Raw genomic sequence first — 17,458 nt, forward strand, 5'->3', positions numbered from 1 at the left:
GAGTTATCGGCTAGAACTAATAGGCTTTAAATTTCGTATACAGCCTTGAGAATGCTTAATTTGTTGCGGATCATCAAGGTATAGGTTTCGAGTGCATCTAATTCTTCTTGGGTAATCATTAGATTTTGCTCGTGTAACGATTTTAGGTGAGTTTTACGAACTTTTGTTTGAGATTTTGGTTTGGGTAGATCCTGATTTCTACATTCCCGAATTCGGTGTTGATTTTCGGGAATTAAAGTGGTAGTGTCCATAAGATTTACAGGTAAGGTTTACAGGTAAAGGTTAGGGATTAAGGGTTCAAATTATCGGGAAAAGATGATGATTTTGATTAGTTATGGGGACAAGCTTTTTTTACGGAATGTAGTGCTTGATCTCCCTTAGTTCTGCGGTGAGAACGATTTAATTATAGTTTTGTTGTAATCTGCTGTTTTGAAGATTTAAAGCTTATAGAAATCAGCTTTTTCTTTCAGTTTTAAACTGTTGATTTTATTCTATTTTAGTTTGATATTTTATTTTATCTTTCAATTCAACTTTGCCCGAAAGTTTGCTTGAAGTTGATTTTAACAGCCAGGGATGAAGTTTGATTTGCGAGTCAGTCTTAGCTATGTTCCCGGTGACTTCAGATTCTTGTTTAAGCCGAGTGATGCACTCTGGCACAAGTATGTATCTTTCGTCGTTTTTTTGATGCCTGACCAACTGATCAAAGGTGACGATTGAGAAGAATTCAAGGAAGCAAATTCAACTGTCGCTGCTGCTTTTTGGGGAGCGATTTGAGCATGAACACCAATTGTAGTAACTAAAGCAGTTGCCGTGAGTAAGATTTCAGTGAATGTGATTTTCATCGTTTCCTTTCTCCTAGATAACATCGGATAGTTTGCGTTTGAACCGCTTGTACAAACCAGCTACCAACTTCAATAATGGTATTGAATTGGTCTACAGTGCTTAACATTTTCCACTCCTCTAATTATGGGCTTCAGCACGGGCTATTTTTAGAAAAAAAAGGGAGTTGCTTGTTGAACTCAAATAATACGGAAACTAGAGTACAACTCCCATTTATAAGCACCTGAAATTTAGTTGTAGAGCGGCTCACCACTGGCCGTTCCATTTCCGTATTCTGTCATGTGTTCAACAAAAATGTCCCCTTGTTCACGATTTCCTGGGGATAGGGTGAAAACCACATTATCCGTATTGGCTTCACCTGCTTCTTGAGAAGCAAAAACTACAACTTCGTTATTGACGACTCCAGCTTGATACATTTCTTCTAGAGTGTCAATTCCTAAAGATTCCGCTAAATTTGTTAAGCGAGTGCTAACAGCATGAGCGCGGCGTTCGGGTGTATAGGAACCTTTAGGATCGCTTGAGGAAAGAGTTTCTCTCCAAATAATTAAAGGCTCAGAACCCACTTGAACAACTTGGGTTTCAACAACAGGATAGTCACCTAATAGATCGGGATTATCCAAGTCATAGGTTTCACGAACCACCATAGGAACTGTACCGAATTCGTTTTCTTCAGCACTGATTTCGACAACTTCAAAAACGACTCGATCTCTTACATAGGTATTAGAAGGCTTGGCTTCGACTTGAGAAACTGTACCAACTAAACCGGCGGTGATGATGGCGGACGCGACGAATGCTTTGATGGTGCTTTTCATGTTAGTTTACCTAGAGGTAATGTTCAGAGTAAGGAGTTGTTTGGCTTGCGATACTCTTTAAGGTAAGGCAAAATCAGGGTCGTTGTCAGTAAGAACAAAGTGATGTGTTCTGAGGTGATCTGGCTCCGTCGGTAAGGGTAAAGTAACCAAAAAGTGAGGGGGATCACAATACGGAGGTGATAAACGTTCTTGTCTTTCTGGGGATTTATAAGCTAAAAGCAAGGCTAATCAAGTGATTGAGCCTCGGGAAAGCGATTTTCAGTTCTCGATCAGCAATTATTCTCACTGGACTGTTCATCTGATGACTCGCCTTCACTTCTTCTATATATATACGATTGTTTCCCGAGAACACGATTGTGATGGCCCTCATCAACGCCAAACCCACTCACTCTACTGACCAAAAACAACCACTTGGCTGTCTAGGGTTGGCACCAGTCTGATCATAGACTGCTCTGACAAGAGATTTGCATGATCCGCTCCAACTTAACAGAAACTCATTCCAATCAAAATTAGATTCAAAAGCGTTCTTCTGCAAAAGTGTATAAGTCTGTATGAAAAACTTGTGAAAATCTATTCATTGAAGATTAGTTTCGCTATAATTCAGATTGCAACTATTTCATAAACTGATGTTTGCCAAAAGTCTCTATCTTCAGGATGAATAAGCTTTTCAACTTGATCAAAATTGAGTTGTTCTGGGGTTGGAGTTAGACCAAAAACTTGAAATACTTCTTCAGACCAAGTAACTTCGTTCGTGTTGAAATCATATTCCCAATTTCCGACGTGAGCGACTCGTTGAGCTTCTAATAAATTTTCTTGACTATGACGTAATTCTTTCTTTATATTCCTAAAAATCACTTCTTTTTAAGAGGTTTTTATATTGATTATGATCGAACTTATTAAATTTTTATAGACTTTACAAGTCAAGTAAGATCCAGATGAAATGATTAAATCACCGAGTCTACCTGAGGAGAGAGTGATTTTTATATCTGTAGACGGATTAAATTTACTCATAATCACTATAAATTTAAGATAAGGTTAAAAAAATCAAAAACCTAAAATAAAGAGTCTGGAGATGATTATGATAAAATTTTTAAGTGGTCTAACTATTACTTTTGTCGGGTTAAATCTCGGCCTACCCGCATTCGCACAGTTCGGAGAAACAGCTCAAGAATAATCTCTCGATACCCCAACTCAACAGGCGATCATCTGTGATTACAGATATAAAATTGGTGAGGTTGAATGGGAACGAGAGAGTGCCAGTGGAACCACTCGTTTAGAAGCTAAAGATAGACGCGATCAACGGATTGATCGTTTAGAAGAAGAAGCTGACGAAGAAGGACAAGAACTGGAAGTCGTTTATACCCAATGTCGCGATCCTTATGGTCGAAATTAATTTATTCCCAGCCTACTCAGTTGCATAACAATGGGTTCTGTTGTGATAGAAAGACGGAAATTCAAGTCAGCAGCAGAACCTAATTTTGCCAAAATATCCATACAGCTTATTAACTTGAATTATACCAATTTTATTGATAAAATTGACAAAATTGATCTGCTTTAGTTGTCCAGAAAAAAAAATAATTATGACTGCCACTCTATCTAACCCTTCTTCCATTGAATCTTACTTAGGGGATGAAGCCGAAAGCTTACTAACTTACAAAGCCAAATATCCTCAAGATCAATTACATTTACCAGGGGGTGACTTTGTTGAGCGAGTTTTTACTCAAAGCGATCGCCATCCTCAAGTTTTACGAAGTCTTCAACAACTTTATTCGACAGGTAGACTTGCCAATACAGGCTATGTTTCGATCTTACCTGTTGATCAAGGAATCGAACATTCTGGTGCCGCCTCTTTTGCACCCAACCCCCTCTATTTTGATCCCGAAAATATTATCAAACTTGCATTAGAAGGCGGTTGTAACGCGGTTGCAACGACGTTAGGTGTGTTGGGAATGATGTCCCGAAAATATGCTCATCGTATCCCTTTTATCGTTAAACTCAATCATAACGAACTTCTCACCTATCCTAATGCTCACGACCAAATTATGTTTGCAAATGTCGAACAAGCTTGGAATTTAGGAGCCGTTGCAGTTGGAGCAACAATTTATTTTGGTTCTCCCGAATCTAGCCGTCAAATTCAAGAAGTCAGTCAAGCTTTTGCTCATGCTCATCAATTAGGAATGGTGACAATCTTATGGTGTTATCTTCGTAATGATGTTTTTAAACAAGATCAAGATTATCACTTGGCTGCTGATTTAACAGGTCAAGCCAATCATCTAGGTGTCACTCTAGAAGCCGATATTATTAAGCAAAAATTACCTCAATGTAATCGCGGTTATGAAGCGGTTGCTCAAGCCACTGGTGAAAAATATGGTCGGACTCATGAGTTAGTTTCTTCTGAACTGACAAGCGATCATCCGATTGATTTGACACGCTATCAAGTTCTCAATTGCTATGCGGGTCGGAGTGGTTTAATTAACTCGGGTGGTGCTTCTGGAAAAAGTGACTTTGCAGAAGCTATCCGAACTGCGGTAATTAATAAACGAGCGGGTGGATGTGGATTAATTTCAGGTCGAAAAACATTTCAACGTCCGTTTTCTGAAGGGGTTAAACTTTTTAATCTGATTCAAGATGTCTATCTGTCTTCAGAAGTGACGATTGCTTAACTGATCTGTTTAATTCAGTCCATGTTTTTAGCGTCCCGGTTTGTTTAATCGACTGGGACTTTTATCTTTATAAAAAAGCGATGTGACTTAATTTGTTTAACTTTACATTCCCGGACTTTTAGCCAGCATTGCCCGCAGAGTTTTAGGATCAGGATAAATGGGTAGTTGATAATTTGTTCGTTCAATTTTGCTGTTGTATTCACCATTTGCATAAAGCGTTAAAACTCGAAACCCAGGTGTAGCGATATCATCAAAAGTTAACTCATCTTCCTGAGGTTTGAACTGTACACAAGTCGAAGGACAACCCCAATAAACAACTCCATTCCGAATGGTTTCAAACTCCTGATGAATATGCCCAAAAATCACTAATTTCACCTGTGAATAGCGATCAATGACCGCAAAAAAATCTTCTGGATTTTGTAACTTAATTTTATCCATCCAGCGTGATCCAATTAGCACAGGCGGATGATGTAAAGCAATTAATGTTGGTTGATCGGGATGCTGTTGTAACTGAGACTCTAAATATTTTAAAGATTCAGAAGTTAATTCACCGTGAACTTTTCCCGGAGATTGACTATTCAATAAAATAAACTTCCAATTACTGATATTAAAGGCTTTTTTAATTGAAATGGGTGTTTTTTTAAGAATAGATTCCGCAACGGATAAATCATCGTGATTTCCCGGTATCCAATAGGTGGAAGTATTAAACGGTTGAATAAGTGCTTGTAACTGTTGGTAAGATTCGCTTGTTTCATCTTGAGACAAATCTCCTGTAATCAGTAAGACATCTGGATGGATATTGAGTTGACGAATCAATTCCAATACTGCGATCAAAGAATCAGCAGTCGTTAAACCCATCATTTTTTGATCGGGGTTCGCAAACAAATGAGTATCGGAAATTTGAATAACTTGTATCGGTTTAGTTTGAGGCATAATTCACGAATTGATTGATTTTGAGGTTGAAAATAGACATTACTGATCAGACTGCGGCTATACTCGGTATGGAGAGCAGCAGGAGTCTATAAAATGTCCTACGATCGCGAAAAGCAAGTTGCAATTGAAGCCACGTTATCGGCTGCCAAATTGTGTGAAAAAGTCCGTCAGGATATTCCCCCCGCTATGGAAAAAGGCGATAAAAGCCCCGTTACCGTAGCAGATTTGGGTTCACAGGCGATTATTTGTAAAGCCATTAGTGAAGTCTTTTCCCATGATCCCATTGTCGGGGAAGAAGACGCGACGGAATTACGCAAGCCGGAAATGGCGGAGAACTTGGCAAAAGTCACCGAATATGTTAAAGGTGAGATTGCCGATGCCACATCCGAACAGGTGACAACCTGGATTGATCGCGGAAATGGTCAAGTTGGTCAACGTTTTTGGACGTTAGATCCGATTGATGGGACGAAAGGCTTTTTGCGTCAAGATCAATATGCGATCGCCTTAGCGTTGATTGAAGATGGCGAAGTGAAAGTCGGGGTGATGGCTTGTCCGGCTTATCCCGTTCCCAATCATAAACCCGGAATGTTGTTTATGGCGGTTCGGGGTGAAGGGGCGATTATGATGCCCTTTGCAACAGCCGAACAGACTCCGATTCATGTCGTTAAAGCTGATGATACCGCAAATATGCGCTTTGTTGAAAGTGTGGAATCTGCTCACGGCGATCAGGATCGACAAAACGCGATCGCCCAAGCGGTGGGAATTAAAGCCGATTCAGTACGGATGGATTCTCAAGCTAAATACGGGGCAGTGGCTTCAGGAAAGGCAGCGCTTTATTTACGGCTTCCCTCTCCCAAGTCTCCTGACTACCGCGAGAATATTTGGGATCATGCAGCAGGCGCGATCGTTGTCGAAGAAGCAGGCGGGCGCGTTACAGATATGTATGGTAAACCGTTAGATTTTGCCTCTAAACCGAAGATGATGGAAAATCAGGGGGTTGTTGTTAGCAATGGCATTATTCACGATACGGTATTAGCTGCCTTGAAATAGTCAGAATAATTCTCAAGTTCTCGTCGAGAATTCATAACATTTTAGATTGACAATTTGATCATTTTCAATTATTGGGGGTAAGGGTGCTTTCCCCCTTTTTTGTCAAGTCGAGTCTAAAAAAATTAATGTTTGATTAATCTCACTTTTATGCTATAGTCGTATGCTGGAACGGTATATTTAAACGATAATAAAAAACCGACCCAACCTTAACAACCAATGAGGGTGAATCCATGAAAATTAGTGCAAGAAATTCCCTAAAAGGAACCATTAAAGCAGTACACGAAGGAGCTGTTAATACAGAAGTTGTTCTTGAAGTTGCTCCCGGCGTGGAAGTGGTTTCTATCATTTCTAAGGCTTCCGCTGAAGCATTAGGTTTGGCTGCGGGGAAAGAAGCCTATGCTGTTGTCAAAGCTAGCAATGTGATCTTAGCTGTTGATTAGCATTTAAAAACACTTCATCGTGTTTGGCAGAGGTGGGCATTTAATGCCCATCTTCAGTTATTTTTATTGAGTTTAGATGAACATCAATCGTCATTTTGAGGCACTTGAGTTAATGCTTCTTGCACCACTTCAACCCCTGCACCTGCGAGATAACCATTCTCACTGAGATACCGTTTCCAAGCTTTTGTTCCCGGTTGTCCGCTAAAGAGTTGTAAAACATGGCGCATGATACTATTGAGTTTAACGCCTCGACTCAGCCAATATTCTAAATAAGGAAACATCGCTTCGACGACTTGATGACGAGTTAAAGGGATTGTTTTTTCTCCATAAAATTCTTGATCTGCGGTTGCAAATAAATAAGGATTATCATAAGCTGCACGTCCAATCATCACCGCATCTACAGATTTTAACTGTTCGTGAACTTGAGAAAAAGTTGTCAACCCGCCATTAATTTCAATCAATAAATGGGGGAATTCTTGTTTCAACCGATGCACATCTTCATAGCGTAATGGGGGAATATTTCGGTTATCTTTTGGGCTTAAACCCTGTAACCAAGCTTTCCGCGCATGAACGGTAAATTGTTGACAACCAGATCCAGAAACAATCTCTACAAAATTCGCCATATCTTCATAGCGATCGCGATCATCTATCCCAATGCGATGTTTAACCGTAACTGGAATGTTTACCCGTTGTTGCATCTTTGAAACCGCTTCGGCGACTCGTTGGGGTTGCGCCATCAAACAAGCCCCAAAATTGCCATCTTGTACCCGTGAACTCGGACATCCGACATTCAAATTCACCTGATCATAACCCATATCTTCGGCAATTTCTGCACAAATTGCTAACTCCTGGGGTTGATCTCCTCCAATTTGTAAAACCAGGGGTTTTTCTTCAGGAGAAAAGCCTAAAAGTTTTTCGCGATCGCCATGTATAATCGCCGCAGAAGTCACCATTTCGGTGTACAATAAAGTCCGTCGGGTAATTTGGCGCATGAAATACCGAAAATGGCGATCGGTGCGATCCATCATCGGCGCGATACTCAAAGGATAAACGCGATCCGTTGCAGAAATGGGTGTTAACAATAGGGAGTTTAAATTCATCGGATATTAGCGATAAGAGAGCAGATAGATCACTGCAATTGTTTCCAGTTTAGGAGATAATAGACTGAGTATTATTTTTGTCGTTTAGTCAAAAGAGTTCGATGATGTTGGAACCCGGTACACTGTGGAAACGGACTCAGGAACAAACCGAATTTGCACTTCAAACGGGTGCGCTTCAGTCTATCCCCACTGAATATCAGTTTATCGAACAGGATGGCATTTTGTTCTTTGTGCGAATCGTCTCTAATTTAGCACGAAAAGAGAACGCCAAACAACAACAAGATCAAAAAACGAAAACCTCTGGAAAACCGTTTAATCCATTTCTTCCCTATGAAGAAGATTTATTTGTTGCTGACTTGTCACCCACTCATTTATGTTTACTGAATAAATATAATGTTGTCGATGATCATTTGTTGATTGTCACCCGGGAGTTTGAAGCCCAAGAAAATTTATTAACCCTGGAAGATTTTCAAGCCTTGTGGATGGGTTTAGCAGAAATTGATGGGTTTGTTTTTTATAACGCAGGTGCCGACGCAGGCGCGAGTCAACGACACAAACATCTACAATTAATCCCGCTTCCCTTAGTTCCCAATGGGGTGAAAGTTCCGATTGAACCTGCGATTAATTCAGCACAATTTTTAGGTGCGATTGGCAACTGCCCTCAACTGCCTTTTCTTAATGCTTTAATACGTCTTGATCCGCTTTTAGTTGACTCTCCCGAAGAAGCCGCAGCTACAACATTAGAGTTTTATTATAACCTGTTATCTCAAGTCGGTTTGCACGGAGAATCTGGGATGAAAGGGAAACAATCTGGGGCTTATAATTTAATGATGACCCGAGAATGGATGCTGTTAATTCCGCGAGTTCAAGAAGGTTTTGACGGGGTTTTGGTTAATTCTTTGGGATGTTGTGGGGCGATGTTGGTGAAAACTGAAGAACAACTACAACACCTCAAAGAGATTACTCCGATGACGGTTTTACGAAATGTTTGTATTCGGAAATAAACAGCGTTTCAATTCCCTCTCCTGCGAGGAGAGGGGTTGTGGGGTGAGGTCAAACAATTCCTAAAAAAGCTTTCGTAAAAGATTGAAAAGACTGTCCGGCTTCAGTTAACATTTGAAACATCGGTTGTTGAGCAGAAATAAAGACTCGCGCACAATTTCGTCCCGGCATTCCTGATATTGAACCACCCGGATGAGTTCCCGCCCCACTAAGATATAATCCTTTAATTGGGGTGCGATAATTGGCTAATTCGGGTAAAGGACGGAGAAAAACCATCTGTTCTAAAGTCATATCAATATGATAGTAATTCCCCTTATAAGCACCCAAACGTTCACCCAATTCAGCCGGACTTTCGACTCGTCGAGCGATGATTGAATGCTTGAGATTCGGACAATAATCTGCTAATTTATCTAACACCCGATCAGCTACTTTATGTTTCAATTCATCCGTCCATCCAGTACCATTTAAACCCGTTCCTTCCGCACCATCAACTTGATAAGGGGCGAAGAATTCCACCCAAAGGGTATGTTTTCCATCCGGCGCCATTGTCGGATCAAGCATTGTGGGAACAACAGCATACATAGACGGATCAGCATCAGGAATTTTACCAATTGTACAGTCGTGATGAGCAATTTCAACCTGTTTAAAAGAATCCGCAATCAATAGAGAACCAATCAAATACTCATCTTGATGATTGTGATGTTCAAAGCGTAACGGTTCTGATAATGCACAATCAATTTTGAGAATCGTTTCATTATTATTAATGATCCGACGTTCTAAGCGTTGACGCAAGTTTGGATCAGCCGCATCCACATCAGCTTCATTCATACATTGCAGAAATAAACGTTTAGCATCAATATTAGAAATAATTCCTTTTGTGGCTCGATATTCGGTGCCATTATCGACCTGAACACCCACCGCCCGACCATTATCAACTAACACCTTTTTAACAGATTTTTCCGTTAAAATTACACCGCCTTTCGCCTGAACTAAATTCACTAAAGCTTGTACTAAAGCACCCGTTCCGCCTTTGGGTCTAGCCATACCCGGGTTATGTCGCATAGTCATCATCATCGCCCCCACAGCGAGATTTTTTTGAGAAGGAGGTGCGCCTAATTCTGAGGCTAAACGAGCCAGAGGTGCTTTCAGAAATTCTGAGTCAAACCACTCATTTAAAACATCCTCAGAACTGCTTAACATCGTGCGAATAAAGTCCAGACTTTTCTCAATAGAATTAATCATTGAGAGTAAATCTTTGAAATTTGCGGAATTATAGTTGCGGGCAATATCAAGAATAGATTTAGGCGGTGCATTAAACATCGGAGTTGCTGCATTAATAAACCGTTGCCAATAGTTGACAAATTCTCGATAGCGTTCAGCATCTTTCGGATAATAACGAGCAATTTCTGCACAGGTTTTTTCAACAGATTTGTGGGCTAAAAAATATTTGCCATCAGGTTGAGGGGAAAAGACAACCGGATCACAAAAGAGATATTCTAAGCCATATTTATGCAGTTCGAGTTCTTGAATAACTGGACTCAGGTGAATAAATTCATGATCAATCGCACAGAGGTTAAATTTAAAGCCTGGTGCTTCTTTCGGTAAGATTTCTTCTGTAGTCGCCGCACCACCGGGAACTGAACGTTTTTCTAACAACAGAACACTGTATCCGGCTTTTAATAAATAAGCTGCACAGGTTAAACCATTGTGACCTGCACCGATAATAATTACATCGTAAGTTTCCATGTGAATTTTGTGAATGGCGGTTGATGAGAGCAAGTGAGATTTTTGGCAGAAAATAATCTTTTCAGGATCTTGCGATGCGATGATCATCTCTGATCGAGACATTCTCTTAACTTCTAAATCTCATCTTACTATAATGATTTCTGGTATTGTAAGCAATCGAGGGACGGGTTGATATCTGTATTTAGATAGAGTACATTCGGTCGATCTCAGTTCAAAGTGAATGATTAATTGATAAAAATAAAAAAACAACCCCCACACTACTTTCGTATCGAGTTCATGGTGCAGGGGTTGAGTTGAGTAGACTAAGTTGGTGGCAACCAGCTTAAGCTGTGATTTGTACCCGGCCTCTAACCACAGAGCGTAACAGTCTATCAATTGAACGATGATCATCTTCGCTCAAAGACTCATCCAACATCGCCGCCATTAACCCGTAACGGTCAGTTTGGGTGAGGCTTTGGCTGTCAGCGACAGAGGCGATGATTTCGTTGATGGCTCCGGGAAGTAGGTTAACTTGAGGCATGGGGTAAGGGGTTGAACTCGATATCTTTATAATCTCCTGTTTTCCCCATTCGCGAAGTGACTCATGTTCTTGGGGTTGGGTGAGAATAACGGAAAGATGGAGTGAACTCAATAGGTAAACAACGGTGATGGGAGTCACTCAACCGAGTCAATCTATCCTGAACTTCGGTATAAACTCGGGTTTTCAACTCCCTGGTGTCAGGACTCAACAGACGAACAACCGTAATAGTCATCACCCCACCCAACCCAGTATTGCGAGAACTTCGGTATAAACTCGGATTTTCAACTCACAGGTGTCACAGGTGTGACGGAGGGTGGTAAGTCCTTAACTCAAATTCGATAACAGGGCTTTCCAGTTCGTCCCATTCTCGGGTTTGACGCCTTTGTTGACCAATTCAAAAGTTTGACCTTCGGTTTCGGGAATACTCAGACATTCCACACAAGCCGAAGCCACATCCACCCGACTGGTTTGACCTGTGAGTTGATCTCCAACCCCCACCTCAACCCCTAATCTTCCGCCTGTGGTGGCTTTAACCAATGTATTCAGGTCGTAGGATGTATAAGGGCCGTCAATTAGCCGTCCAGGTCGAATAATTGTGTAAGGAAGTCCTGAACGAATAATGGCTTCTTCGCCTTTTTGTTTGGCATCCAACACCCCAAAAGCATTAAGAAGATTATAGGGTAATTGATTTTTGCGGAGAACACCCGCAGAAGACACAAATACAAACCGTTTCAGGTCTTTGGGTGCAGCCGAGACTAAGTTACTCACCCCTTCGGCATCGACTTGTTCTGGACTGTTCTGGGCGTGTTTGCGGCGATACTGAGTATCAAAATAGATTTTTAGCCATTCTGCCCAACTTTGTGATGCGGTTGACTGTTGGAGGGTGTCAAAATCCCACTTCGTTGAGGGTAATGCAGTCGTTCCAGCACAACAAATAATCTGAGTAACATTTTCGGTGACTGTCGGTAAACTGGAGGGGTTGCGAATATCACCAACCCCAATCTCTACTTTATTTTCAAACATTTTCTGAGCTTTTTCGGCATTACGAGTTAAAACCCGAACCCGAAACCCTTTTTCTAAAAGTTTGGCAACTGTTAGCTGACCCACTCCACCTGTTGAACCTGCAACTAATACTCGGTCTGTCGATGAAACTGTTGAAGTCATAATCGTTTCCTCAAAATTGATTGTCTATTATCTGTCGTAGATAGATACGTGATCGGCCATAGCGCGAATAAATGTTAGGTGTGGGGAATACCAAATCTCAAAGCCGGGATTTTGCAACGATGCCTAATAAATTATAGTCTGACTTTACTTTATCTTAAATCCTTTTATCCTCTATTCAAACTTTTAGGTCTTCGGAGGTTATGTTCAGGCTTCTTTGATGTCGGGTGGTACAATCTCGTCGTTTCAGTGAGTTACTTTCTACTCCCATTCACAAATTAAGTATTACAACAGATTGGCTAAAGGATGAGATTTTTAAACAACATCTACATTCAGGTGGAGGAGTAGACAAAGCGATCAAAACGGCTCAAGTCGTGGGTGGAGTTGTTATTGGGGCGATTGTGGCTAAAAAAATGCTGAATCAAGTTAGCAAAAATTAGTGATTTAACATTCAATCTTTTGGTTTTTTTATCTCTCAAGATATCTTTCTTGTTACAGATGTACAACAGCAATGATTGCCTCATAATAATAAGTACGTTGTTTTTTATAACTGTTCATTCATGTAACTTGGAGTTACCCAAATGATTAACTTTAAAAATTTACTCAATTCTAAAATTATTGCTTTGACTGCGGTAGTAGGGATTACACCTTTAGTTGCTCAATCGAGTTTAGCAGAATCAATTAATACTAAAACAAATTCAGAGCCGTTAAAAAATCATCTCTTAATTGCTCAAGAAGCTGTAACTACTCCTGGAGATATTCCGACCACAACTCCCGGAAACGTTCCCACAACAACTCCCGGAAATATTGGGGATGATCCGATTAATTCAGGTGGGGTAGAAGTTCCCTCGACTCCCGATGGTGTACAGATCAATGCTCCGGGTTATATTCCTACAAATCCCACAAGACCTGTAAACGGTATTAATAATAGAGGGGTGAATTCTCCTGGTGATCAATTTGATAATAGAGGGGTGAATTCTCCTGGTGATCAATTTGATAATAGAGGGGTGAATTCTCCTGGTGATCAATTTGATAATAGAGGGGTGAATTCTCCTGGTGATCAATTTGATAATAGAGGGGTGAATTCTCCTGGTGATCAATTTGATAATAGAGGGGTGAATTCTCCCGGTAATTCGACTACTAACGATCCCGGATATATTGGTGTTCCAGCTCGATAATAGATTGTAACTTAAGATTGAAATTGAGTAAATGGCTGCTGAGAATTTTACCATTCATTTCGATTTTTTAAATCCCCAGTCTTTAATGAGATTTGGGGGTTTCATAGTTGTTCAGTATAATCAGGAAACTGTTTCTAGTCTTGAAGTAATTCTAGACTACTCTGTTTGAGACAAGGGGGTGAAGTCGAAGTATTAATCATGATTATTTTGAATAAGAGTTGAGTGTCTATTTTGTCATAATCTATTGCTAGATATCTGACTTTAGACGGGTTAGCTTTGAGATTAGCTTTACTATCGCCCAACTCAACTCCTTTTTTCTTCACCCAAGTTGATGATTTGTAGAATCACCCAAAAGCAGGAATTTATTCAGAATCTCGATGAACTAAACTGGGAGAAAATGCTGGTAAACAAACGGCTATATATTCTGCTCCTTCTTCACTAGGACTACTATACCGCACCCATTCCCCTTTACTGGCAATCACAGCTTGTCCGGCATGAATCTCCATTTCACCGCCTTCATATTCTACCCGCAGCATTCCTTTTAAAACTATTGTAAATTCATCAAATTCTGGACGCTGACCGGGTTCGGTCCAACCACTCGGAGAATTCATCTGAGCAATACTGACGGCTTCTGTTTGAGAATTTACCCGACCAATATATTCATCAATCTGTTTGGGTTTATTTCCCGCCGGTTCAATGCGAGTTGCTTGTTCAATTCGGATGGGCATAATCTTTAATTAGAAAACACAATCAAGAAAAATTACACCAAGTTTAAAGCCTAAATTTCAGGGATTAACAATTTTTCGGAGTTTATTAAGATAAGCGCGTCAATTGTTTGAATCATGGCTGGATGGAAACACCCTAGAGATTCAGTCGGGTACAAAGCCCAGACCTTGAACCTATCCTGATATCTTCAGAAAATTTACCTAAATGCTACTCTTAAAATCATAGATAACTTTCTTTGAGACTTATTTAGGAGAAGCTTTATGGTAACAGTTGCTCAGTCTCGACCCAGTGAACGAGCCACGTTTATTCAGAAAACATACATACACTTGGCTGGGGCGGTGGGTTCGTTTGTTTTGGTTTCGATTTTGTTGTTTCAACTGGGGATAGCTGAAGCGTTAACCAATTTTGTGATGGCGAGTCGGTTTAGCTGGTTCGCAATTTTAGGGGCTTTTTCACTTCTGGGTTGGTTCTCTCGAAGTTTAACAGCAAAAGCTGATTCTGTGGAGACTCAATATGCGGGTTTGGGAATTTATGTTCTCGCCCAAGCGTTGATTTTTGCACCTTTGCTTTACATCGCGGCTTATTTTTCTGACCCAACGGTTCTCCCCACCGCAGCGATTTTAACGTTGTTGCTGTTTGGTGGCTTAACTGCGGTTGCGCTAACGACAAAGACAGATTTTACCTTTTTGGGTGGAATCCTGAAAATAGGCGGCTTTGTGGCGCTAGGGTTAATCGTGTGTAGCGTTATTTTTGGCTTTACGTTGGGGCTGTTGTTCTCGGTCGTGATGGTTGTCTTTGCTTCGGCAGCGATTTTGTATGATACCTCAAAAATCATGCGCCATTACTCAAAAGAACATTATGTGGCGGCTTCTTTAGAACTGTTTGCGTCTGTGGCGTTGCTGTTCTGGTATGTTTTGCAGATTGTCATGTCTCTCTCGCGGCGCTAAACACGGTAAAAGGCGATCGGGGAGGATTGGGGTGAGAGTGTGTTGATCTCCCCCTCTCCCCATTTTGTGAAGGGTTAGGCTAAAACGGGTTGTTGTTGGGGCCAACGTTGAACCGCTTTTCCAATCACTGCCATTTCTTCCATCAAACGGTCAAATCGTTCTGGAGTCAAAGATTGTGGGCCGTCAGAAAGGGCTTTTGCAGGGTTGGGATGAACTTCTATCATCAACGCATCCGTTCCCGCCGCGACTGCTGCTAAAGCCATTGTAGGAACGTATTCGGCTAAACCGGTACCATGACTGGGATCAATCATAATCGGTAAGTGAGTCAGCGATCGCAAGACCGGAATCACAGACAAGTCTAGAGTATTACGAGTATAGCGACGATCAAAGGTGCGAATTCCCCGTTCACAAAGGATTACATTGGGGTTTCCGGCCGCTAAAATGTATTCTGCCGCCATAATCCATTCTTCAATCGTGGCAGACATTCCCCGCTTTAACAAGACTGGCTTATCTTGGGCGCCTACTTTTTTGAGGAGGGGGAAGTTTTGCATATTGCGGGCGCCAATTTGGATGACATCTGCAACGTTCGAGAGTACCTCTAGGTCTTCAGAGTCCATGAGTTCGGTAATGATCCCTAACCCGGTTTCTTCTCTAGCTGCGGCTAATAGATGTAATGCACTTTCTCCGTGTCCTTGGAAGGCGTAGGGAGAGGTACGAGGTTTGTAGGCGCCTCCGCGCAGAAACTGTGCGCCTGCGGCTTTAACTCGTTTGGCGGTTTCAACAATCATTTCTTCGTTTTCGACTGAACAAGGGCCAGCCGTAATCACGAGGGGATGATGTTCACCAAAATAAACGGTACCTGCGGGGGTCGGAACGGCGACTTCGCTGGCTTCTCCGTGACGATATTCCCGACAAGCTCGTTTAAAGGGTTTTTCAACCCGTAGCACTTCTTCAATGAAAGGACTGATTTCTTGGAGTTGTAACGGGTCAAGGTCTGCGGTTTCTCCGACTAAACCAATGACAACCTTATGCTGACCGACAATTTTTTCGGGGGTAACATTCCAAGTGGTCTGCAACTCATCAGTTAAGCGTTCTATTTCGGCTTCGGGTGAGCCGACTTTCATTACAATAATCATTTATTCCTATTATTCCTATAGGGTCTGTGGTTGATTGGGGTCAGGGGTGGGGCGTTGGGAATTGTTGAACGCTCTCGTCACCCTCCCACTGCTGTCATAAAGATCACTTTAACCTATGACCCACGCCTTAATTTTTCCGTTTTTAATTCTTAATTTTTGCTCTACTTTCTCGTCGAGCGTCTTTCCAGGCTTGTACGGTGCGTCCTAAATTCAGTTTAAACTCTTGCCAACCGACAAGACTTCCCGTTTGGTCTTCATCCCAAGAGGTGGAGAAAATTCCATAACTCAATCCCAGAACGCTTAAGCCAAAACAACCTAGACTCGCTAAGAAAACGGCGGTGTTCGGAAGAATAAACACTTCATTGACAATAATAAAGTAACTCCCAACAAAGATACTGATTGCCATAAACAGCGGTACACCTGATAATATCGCCATTCGAGACAACATTCGCTGACTCACGACTTCAGGAATAGCGGTTTCTTCCCGTTGGGTAGACCGTTTGGGGGCGGGTTGGGCTGATGTTTTCTCCCTGGTTTTGCGAGTTGCACGCACAGGAGGTTTGTCGGTTGTTTCCGGTTCGGCTGACTGAGATTGAGCTTTTGACGCTTTTTTCCGACTTTTTGCGGGTTCAAAGGGTAGGGGTTGGCGTGGGCGTTCGGAAGACATGGTAATATTTGCTCTCTTGTGAGGAATTGACGGCGTACACGTACAGGCTTCAAGAGCTTCGGGCTTTTATCCCCGAATTCCCAAACGTTGAATGAGGGCGCGATATTTATCGTTGTCTTTGTTGCGAATGTAGGCGAGCATACGCTTACGATGTCCGATCATTTTTAAGAGTCCTCGGGTTGAGGAATAGTCTTTTTTGTTTTGTTTGAGGTGGGCGCTGAGTTGGTTGATGCGTTTGGTGAGCATGGCAACTTGTATTTCCGGTGATCCGGTATCAGTCTCGTGAACTTGGTGTTCGGTGATGATTTCTTGTTTCTGTTCTTGGGTCAGACTCATGGCTTGAAATTGGGTTTAGTTTCTAAAATTTCCACAGTTGTTAATCCTATCATATTTCTCTTGGGTGTGAGCTAATGCTGATGCGGCTTCAAGGTTTCAGGGGTTGGATGATTGATGGGGTTCCGGGGGAGGTAGGGAGGTAGGGTTCCGGGGGAGGTGGGGTTCCGGGGGTTCCGGGGGTTCCGGGGGTTTCGGGGGTTC

21 protein-coding genes are annotated in these 17,458 nt (G+C 41.7%); 8 read left to right on the top strand and 13 right to left on the bottom strand.

Annotated elements, in window-relative coordinates; translation table 11 throughout:
* Nucleotides 1–26 precede the first annotated feature (26 nt).
* The 4 genes from M595_RS05100 to M595_RS05115 all read right to left on the bottom strand — a co-directional run bounded on the left by M595_RS05100 (nucleotide 27) and on the right by M595_RS05115 (nucleotide 2,507).
* Nucleotides 27–251, bottom strand: a complete 225-nt coding sequence (locus M595_RS05100) for a hypothetical protein (RefSeq protein ID WP_023064933.1) — start codon at nucleotides 249–251, stop codon at nucleotides 27–29.
* A gap of 351 nt (nucleotides 252–602) precedes the next feature.
* The gene (locus M595_RS05105; protein WP_023064972.1) at nucleotides 603–842 is read right to left on the bottom strand and encodes a hypothetical protein; all 240 of its coding nucleotides are present in this window, start codon (nucleotides 840–842) and stop codon (nucleotides 603–605) included.
* Between the two features lie 228 nt (nucleotides 843–1,070).
* Nucleotides 1,071–1,652 carry a COP23 domain-containing protein gene (locus M595_RS05110; protein ID WP_009787381.1) on the bottom strand — a complete coding sequence of 194 codons (582 nt, stop codon included), beginning with the start codon at nucleotides 1,650–1,652 and terminating at the stop codon, nucleotides 1,071–1,073.
* A gap of 600 nt (nucleotides 1,653–2,252) precedes the next feature.
* Entirely contained in the window at nucleotides 2,253–2,507 is a 255-nt protein-coding gene (locus M595_RS05115; RefSeq protein ID WP_023064938.1) for a hypothetical protein, read from the bottom strand.
* 725 nt (nucleotides 2,508–3,232) lie between these two features.
* Between M595_RS05115 and M595_RS05120 the strand changes: the two genes are divergently transcribed.
* A complete protein-coding gene (locus M595_RS05120; protein WP_023065012.1) occupies nucleotides 3,233–4,315 on the top strand; it encodes a class I fructose-bisphosphate aldolase in 1,083 nt (360 codons plus the stop codon).
* 102 nt (nucleotides 4,316–4,417) lie between these two features.
* Here the strand turns inward: M595_RS05120 and cpdA are convergent, their stop codons facing one another.
* Nucleotides 4,418–5,248 (bottom strand): 3',5'-cyclic-AMP phosphodiesterase, encoded by an 831-nt coding sequence (gene cpdA, locus M595_RS05125; RefSeq protein ID WP_023065010.1) that lies wholly within the window; start codon nucleotides 5,246–5,248, stop codon nucleotides 4,418–4,420.
* A gap of 93 nt (nucleotides 5,249–5,341) precedes the next feature.
* Here cpdA and M595_RS05130 point away from each other — a divergent pair, with 93 nt between their 5' ends.
* Both M595_RS05130 and M595_RS05135 read left to right on the top strand, forming a co-directional pair.
* Nucleotides 5,342–6,298, top strand: a complete 957-nt coding sequence (locus tag M595_RS05130; protein WP_023064897.1) for a 3'(2'),5'-bisphosphate nucleotidase — start codon at nucleotides 5,342–5,344, stop codon at nucleotides 6,296–6,298.
* Between the two features lie 230 nt (nucleotides 6,299–6,528).
* Nucleotides 6,529–6,738, top strand: a complete 210-nt coding sequence (locus M595_RS05135; protein ID WP_009787376.1) for a TOBE domain-containing protein — start codon at nucleotides 6,529–6,531, stop codon at nucleotides 6,736–6,738.
* 83 nt (nucleotides 6,739–6,821) lie between these two features.
* On the opposite strand, the gene dusA is transcribed toward M595_RS05135, so the two are convergent.
* Nucleotides 6,822–7,838, bottom strand: a complete 1,017-nt coding sequence (dusA, locus tag M595_RS05140) for a tRNA dihydrouridine(20/20a) synthase DusA (RefSeq protein WP_040483604.1) — start codon at nucleotides 7,836–7,838, stop codon at nucleotides 6,822–6,824.
* Nucleotides 7,839–7,942: 104 nt separating this feature from the next.
* Here dusA and M595_RS05145 point away from each other — a divergent pair, with 104 nt between their 5' ends.
* Nucleotides 7,943–8,842 carry an ATP adenylyltransferase family protein gene (locus M595_RS05145; RefSeq protein ID WP_203419012.1) on the top strand — a complete coding sequence of 300 codons (900 nt, stop codon included), beginning with the start codon at nucleotides 7,943–7,945 and terminating at the stop codon, nucleotides 8,840–8,842.
* A gap of 49 nt (nucleotides 8,843–8,891) precedes the next feature.
* Here M595_RS05145 and crtO read toward each other — a convergent pair whose 3' ends face one another.
* The gene (gene crtO / locus M595_RS05150) at nucleotides 8,892–10,586 is read right to left on the bottom strand and encodes a beta-carotene ketolase CrtO (RefSeq protein ID WP_023065003.1); all 1,695 of its coding nucleotides are present in this window, start codon (nucleotides 10,584–10,586) and stop codon (nucleotides 8,892–8,894) included.
* A 322-nt stretch (nucleotides 10,587–10,908) separates the two neighbouring features.
* A complete protein-coding gene (locus M595_RS05155) occupies nucleotides 10,909–11,106 on the bottom strand; it encodes a hypothetical protein (protein WP_040483621.1) in 198 nt (65 codons plus the stop codon).
* Nucleotides 11,107–11,230: 124 nt separating this feature from the next.
* Between M595_RS05155 and M595_RS31005 the strand changes: the two genes are divergently transcribed.
* Complete coding sequence (locus M595_RS31005) at nucleotides 11,231–11,377, top strand: hypothetical protein (RefSeq protein WP_161809802.1); 147 nt, start codon at nucleotides 11,231–11,233, stop codon at nucleotides 11,375–11,377.
* Between the two features lie 53 nt (nucleotides 11,378–11,430).
* Here the strand turns inward: M595_RS31005 and M595_RS05160 are convergent, their stop codons facing one another.
* Nucleotides 11,431–12,270, bottom strand: coding sequence for an SDR family oxidoreductase (locus tag M595_RS05160; RefSeq protein ID WP_023064987.1), 840 nt, complete (start codon nucleotides 12,268–12,270; stop codon nucleotides 11,431–11,433).
* A 224-nt stretch (nucleotides 12,271–12,494) separates the two neighbouring features.
* Here M595_RS05160 and M595_RS05165 point away from each other — a divergent pair, with 224 nt between their 5' ends.
* The gene (locus M595_RS05165) at nucleotides 12,495–12,707 is read left to right on the top strand and encodes a hypothetical protein (protein WP_023064986.1); all 213 of its coding nucleotides are present in this window, start codon (nucleotides 12,495–12,497) and stop codon (nucleotides 12,705–12,707) included.
* Nucleotides 12,708–12,848: 141 nt separating this feature from the next.
* Nucleotides 12,849–13,445, top strand: a complete 597-nt coding sequence (locus tag M595_RS05170) for a hypothetical protein (RefSeq protein ID WP_023064939.1) — start codon at nucleotides 12,849–12,851, stop codon at nucleotides 13,443–13,445.
* A gap of 362 nt (nucleotides 13,446–13,807) precedes the next feature.
* On the opposite strand, the gene M595_RS05180 is transcribed toward M595_RS05170, so the two are convergent.
* On the bottom strand, nucleotides 13,808–14,173 hold the full coding sequence (locus tag M595_RS05180; RefSeq protein ID WP_023065002.1) for a cupin domain-containing protein: 366 nt from the start codon (nucleotides 14,171–14,173) through the stop codon (nucleotides 13,808–13,810).
* Between the two features lie 258 nt (nucleotides 14,174–14,431).
* On the opposite strand from M595_RS05180, the gene M595_RS05185 reads away from it, so the two are divergent.
* Nucleotides 14,432–15,118 carry a Bax inhibitor-1/YccA family protein gene (locus M595_RS05185; protein WP_023065009.1) on the top strand — a complete coding sequence of 229 codons (687 nt, stop codon included), beginning with the start codon at nucleotides 14,432–14,434 and terminating at the stop codon, nucleotides 15,116–15,118.
* A 74-nt stretch (nucleotides 15,119–15,192) separates the two neighbouring features.
* On the opposite strand, the gene aroF is transcribed toward M595_RS05185, so the two are convergent.
* The 3 genes from aroF to rpsO all read right to left on the bottom strand — a co-directional run bounded on the left by aroF (nucleotide 15,193) and on the right by rpsO (nucleotide 17,257).
* Nucleotides 15,193–16,254 carry a 3-deoxy-7-phosphoheptulonate synthase gene (gene aroF / locus M595_RS05190; protein ID WP_023064979.1) on the bottom strand — a complete coding sequence of 354 codons (1,062 nt, stop codon included), beginning with the start codon at nucleotides 16,252–16,254 and terminating at the stop codon, nucleotides 15,193–15,195.
* 142 nt (nucleotides 16,255–16,396) lie between these two features.
* A complete protein-coding gene (locus M595_RS05195; RefSeq protein ID WP_023064930.1) occupies nucleotides 16,397–16,921 on the bottom strand; it encodes a PAM68 family protein in 525 nt (174 codons plus the stop codon).
* 66 nt (nucleotides 16,922–16,987) lie between these two features.
* Nucleotides 16,988–17,257 carry a 30S ribosomal protein S15 gene (rpsO, locus tag M595_RS05200; protein WP_023064953.1) on the bottom strand — a complete coding sequence of 90 codons (270 nt, stop codon included), beginning with the start codon at nucleotides 17,255–17,257 and terminating at the stop codon, nucleotides 16,988–16,990.
* Nucleotides 17,258–17,458: the final 201 nt, after the last annotated feature.

The organism is Lyngbya aestuarii BL J, from assembly GCF_000478195.2.
Taxonomy (GTDB): Bacteria; Cyanobacteriota; Cyanobacteriia; order Cyanobacteriales; family Microcoleaceae; genus Capilliphycus; species Capilliphycus aestuarii.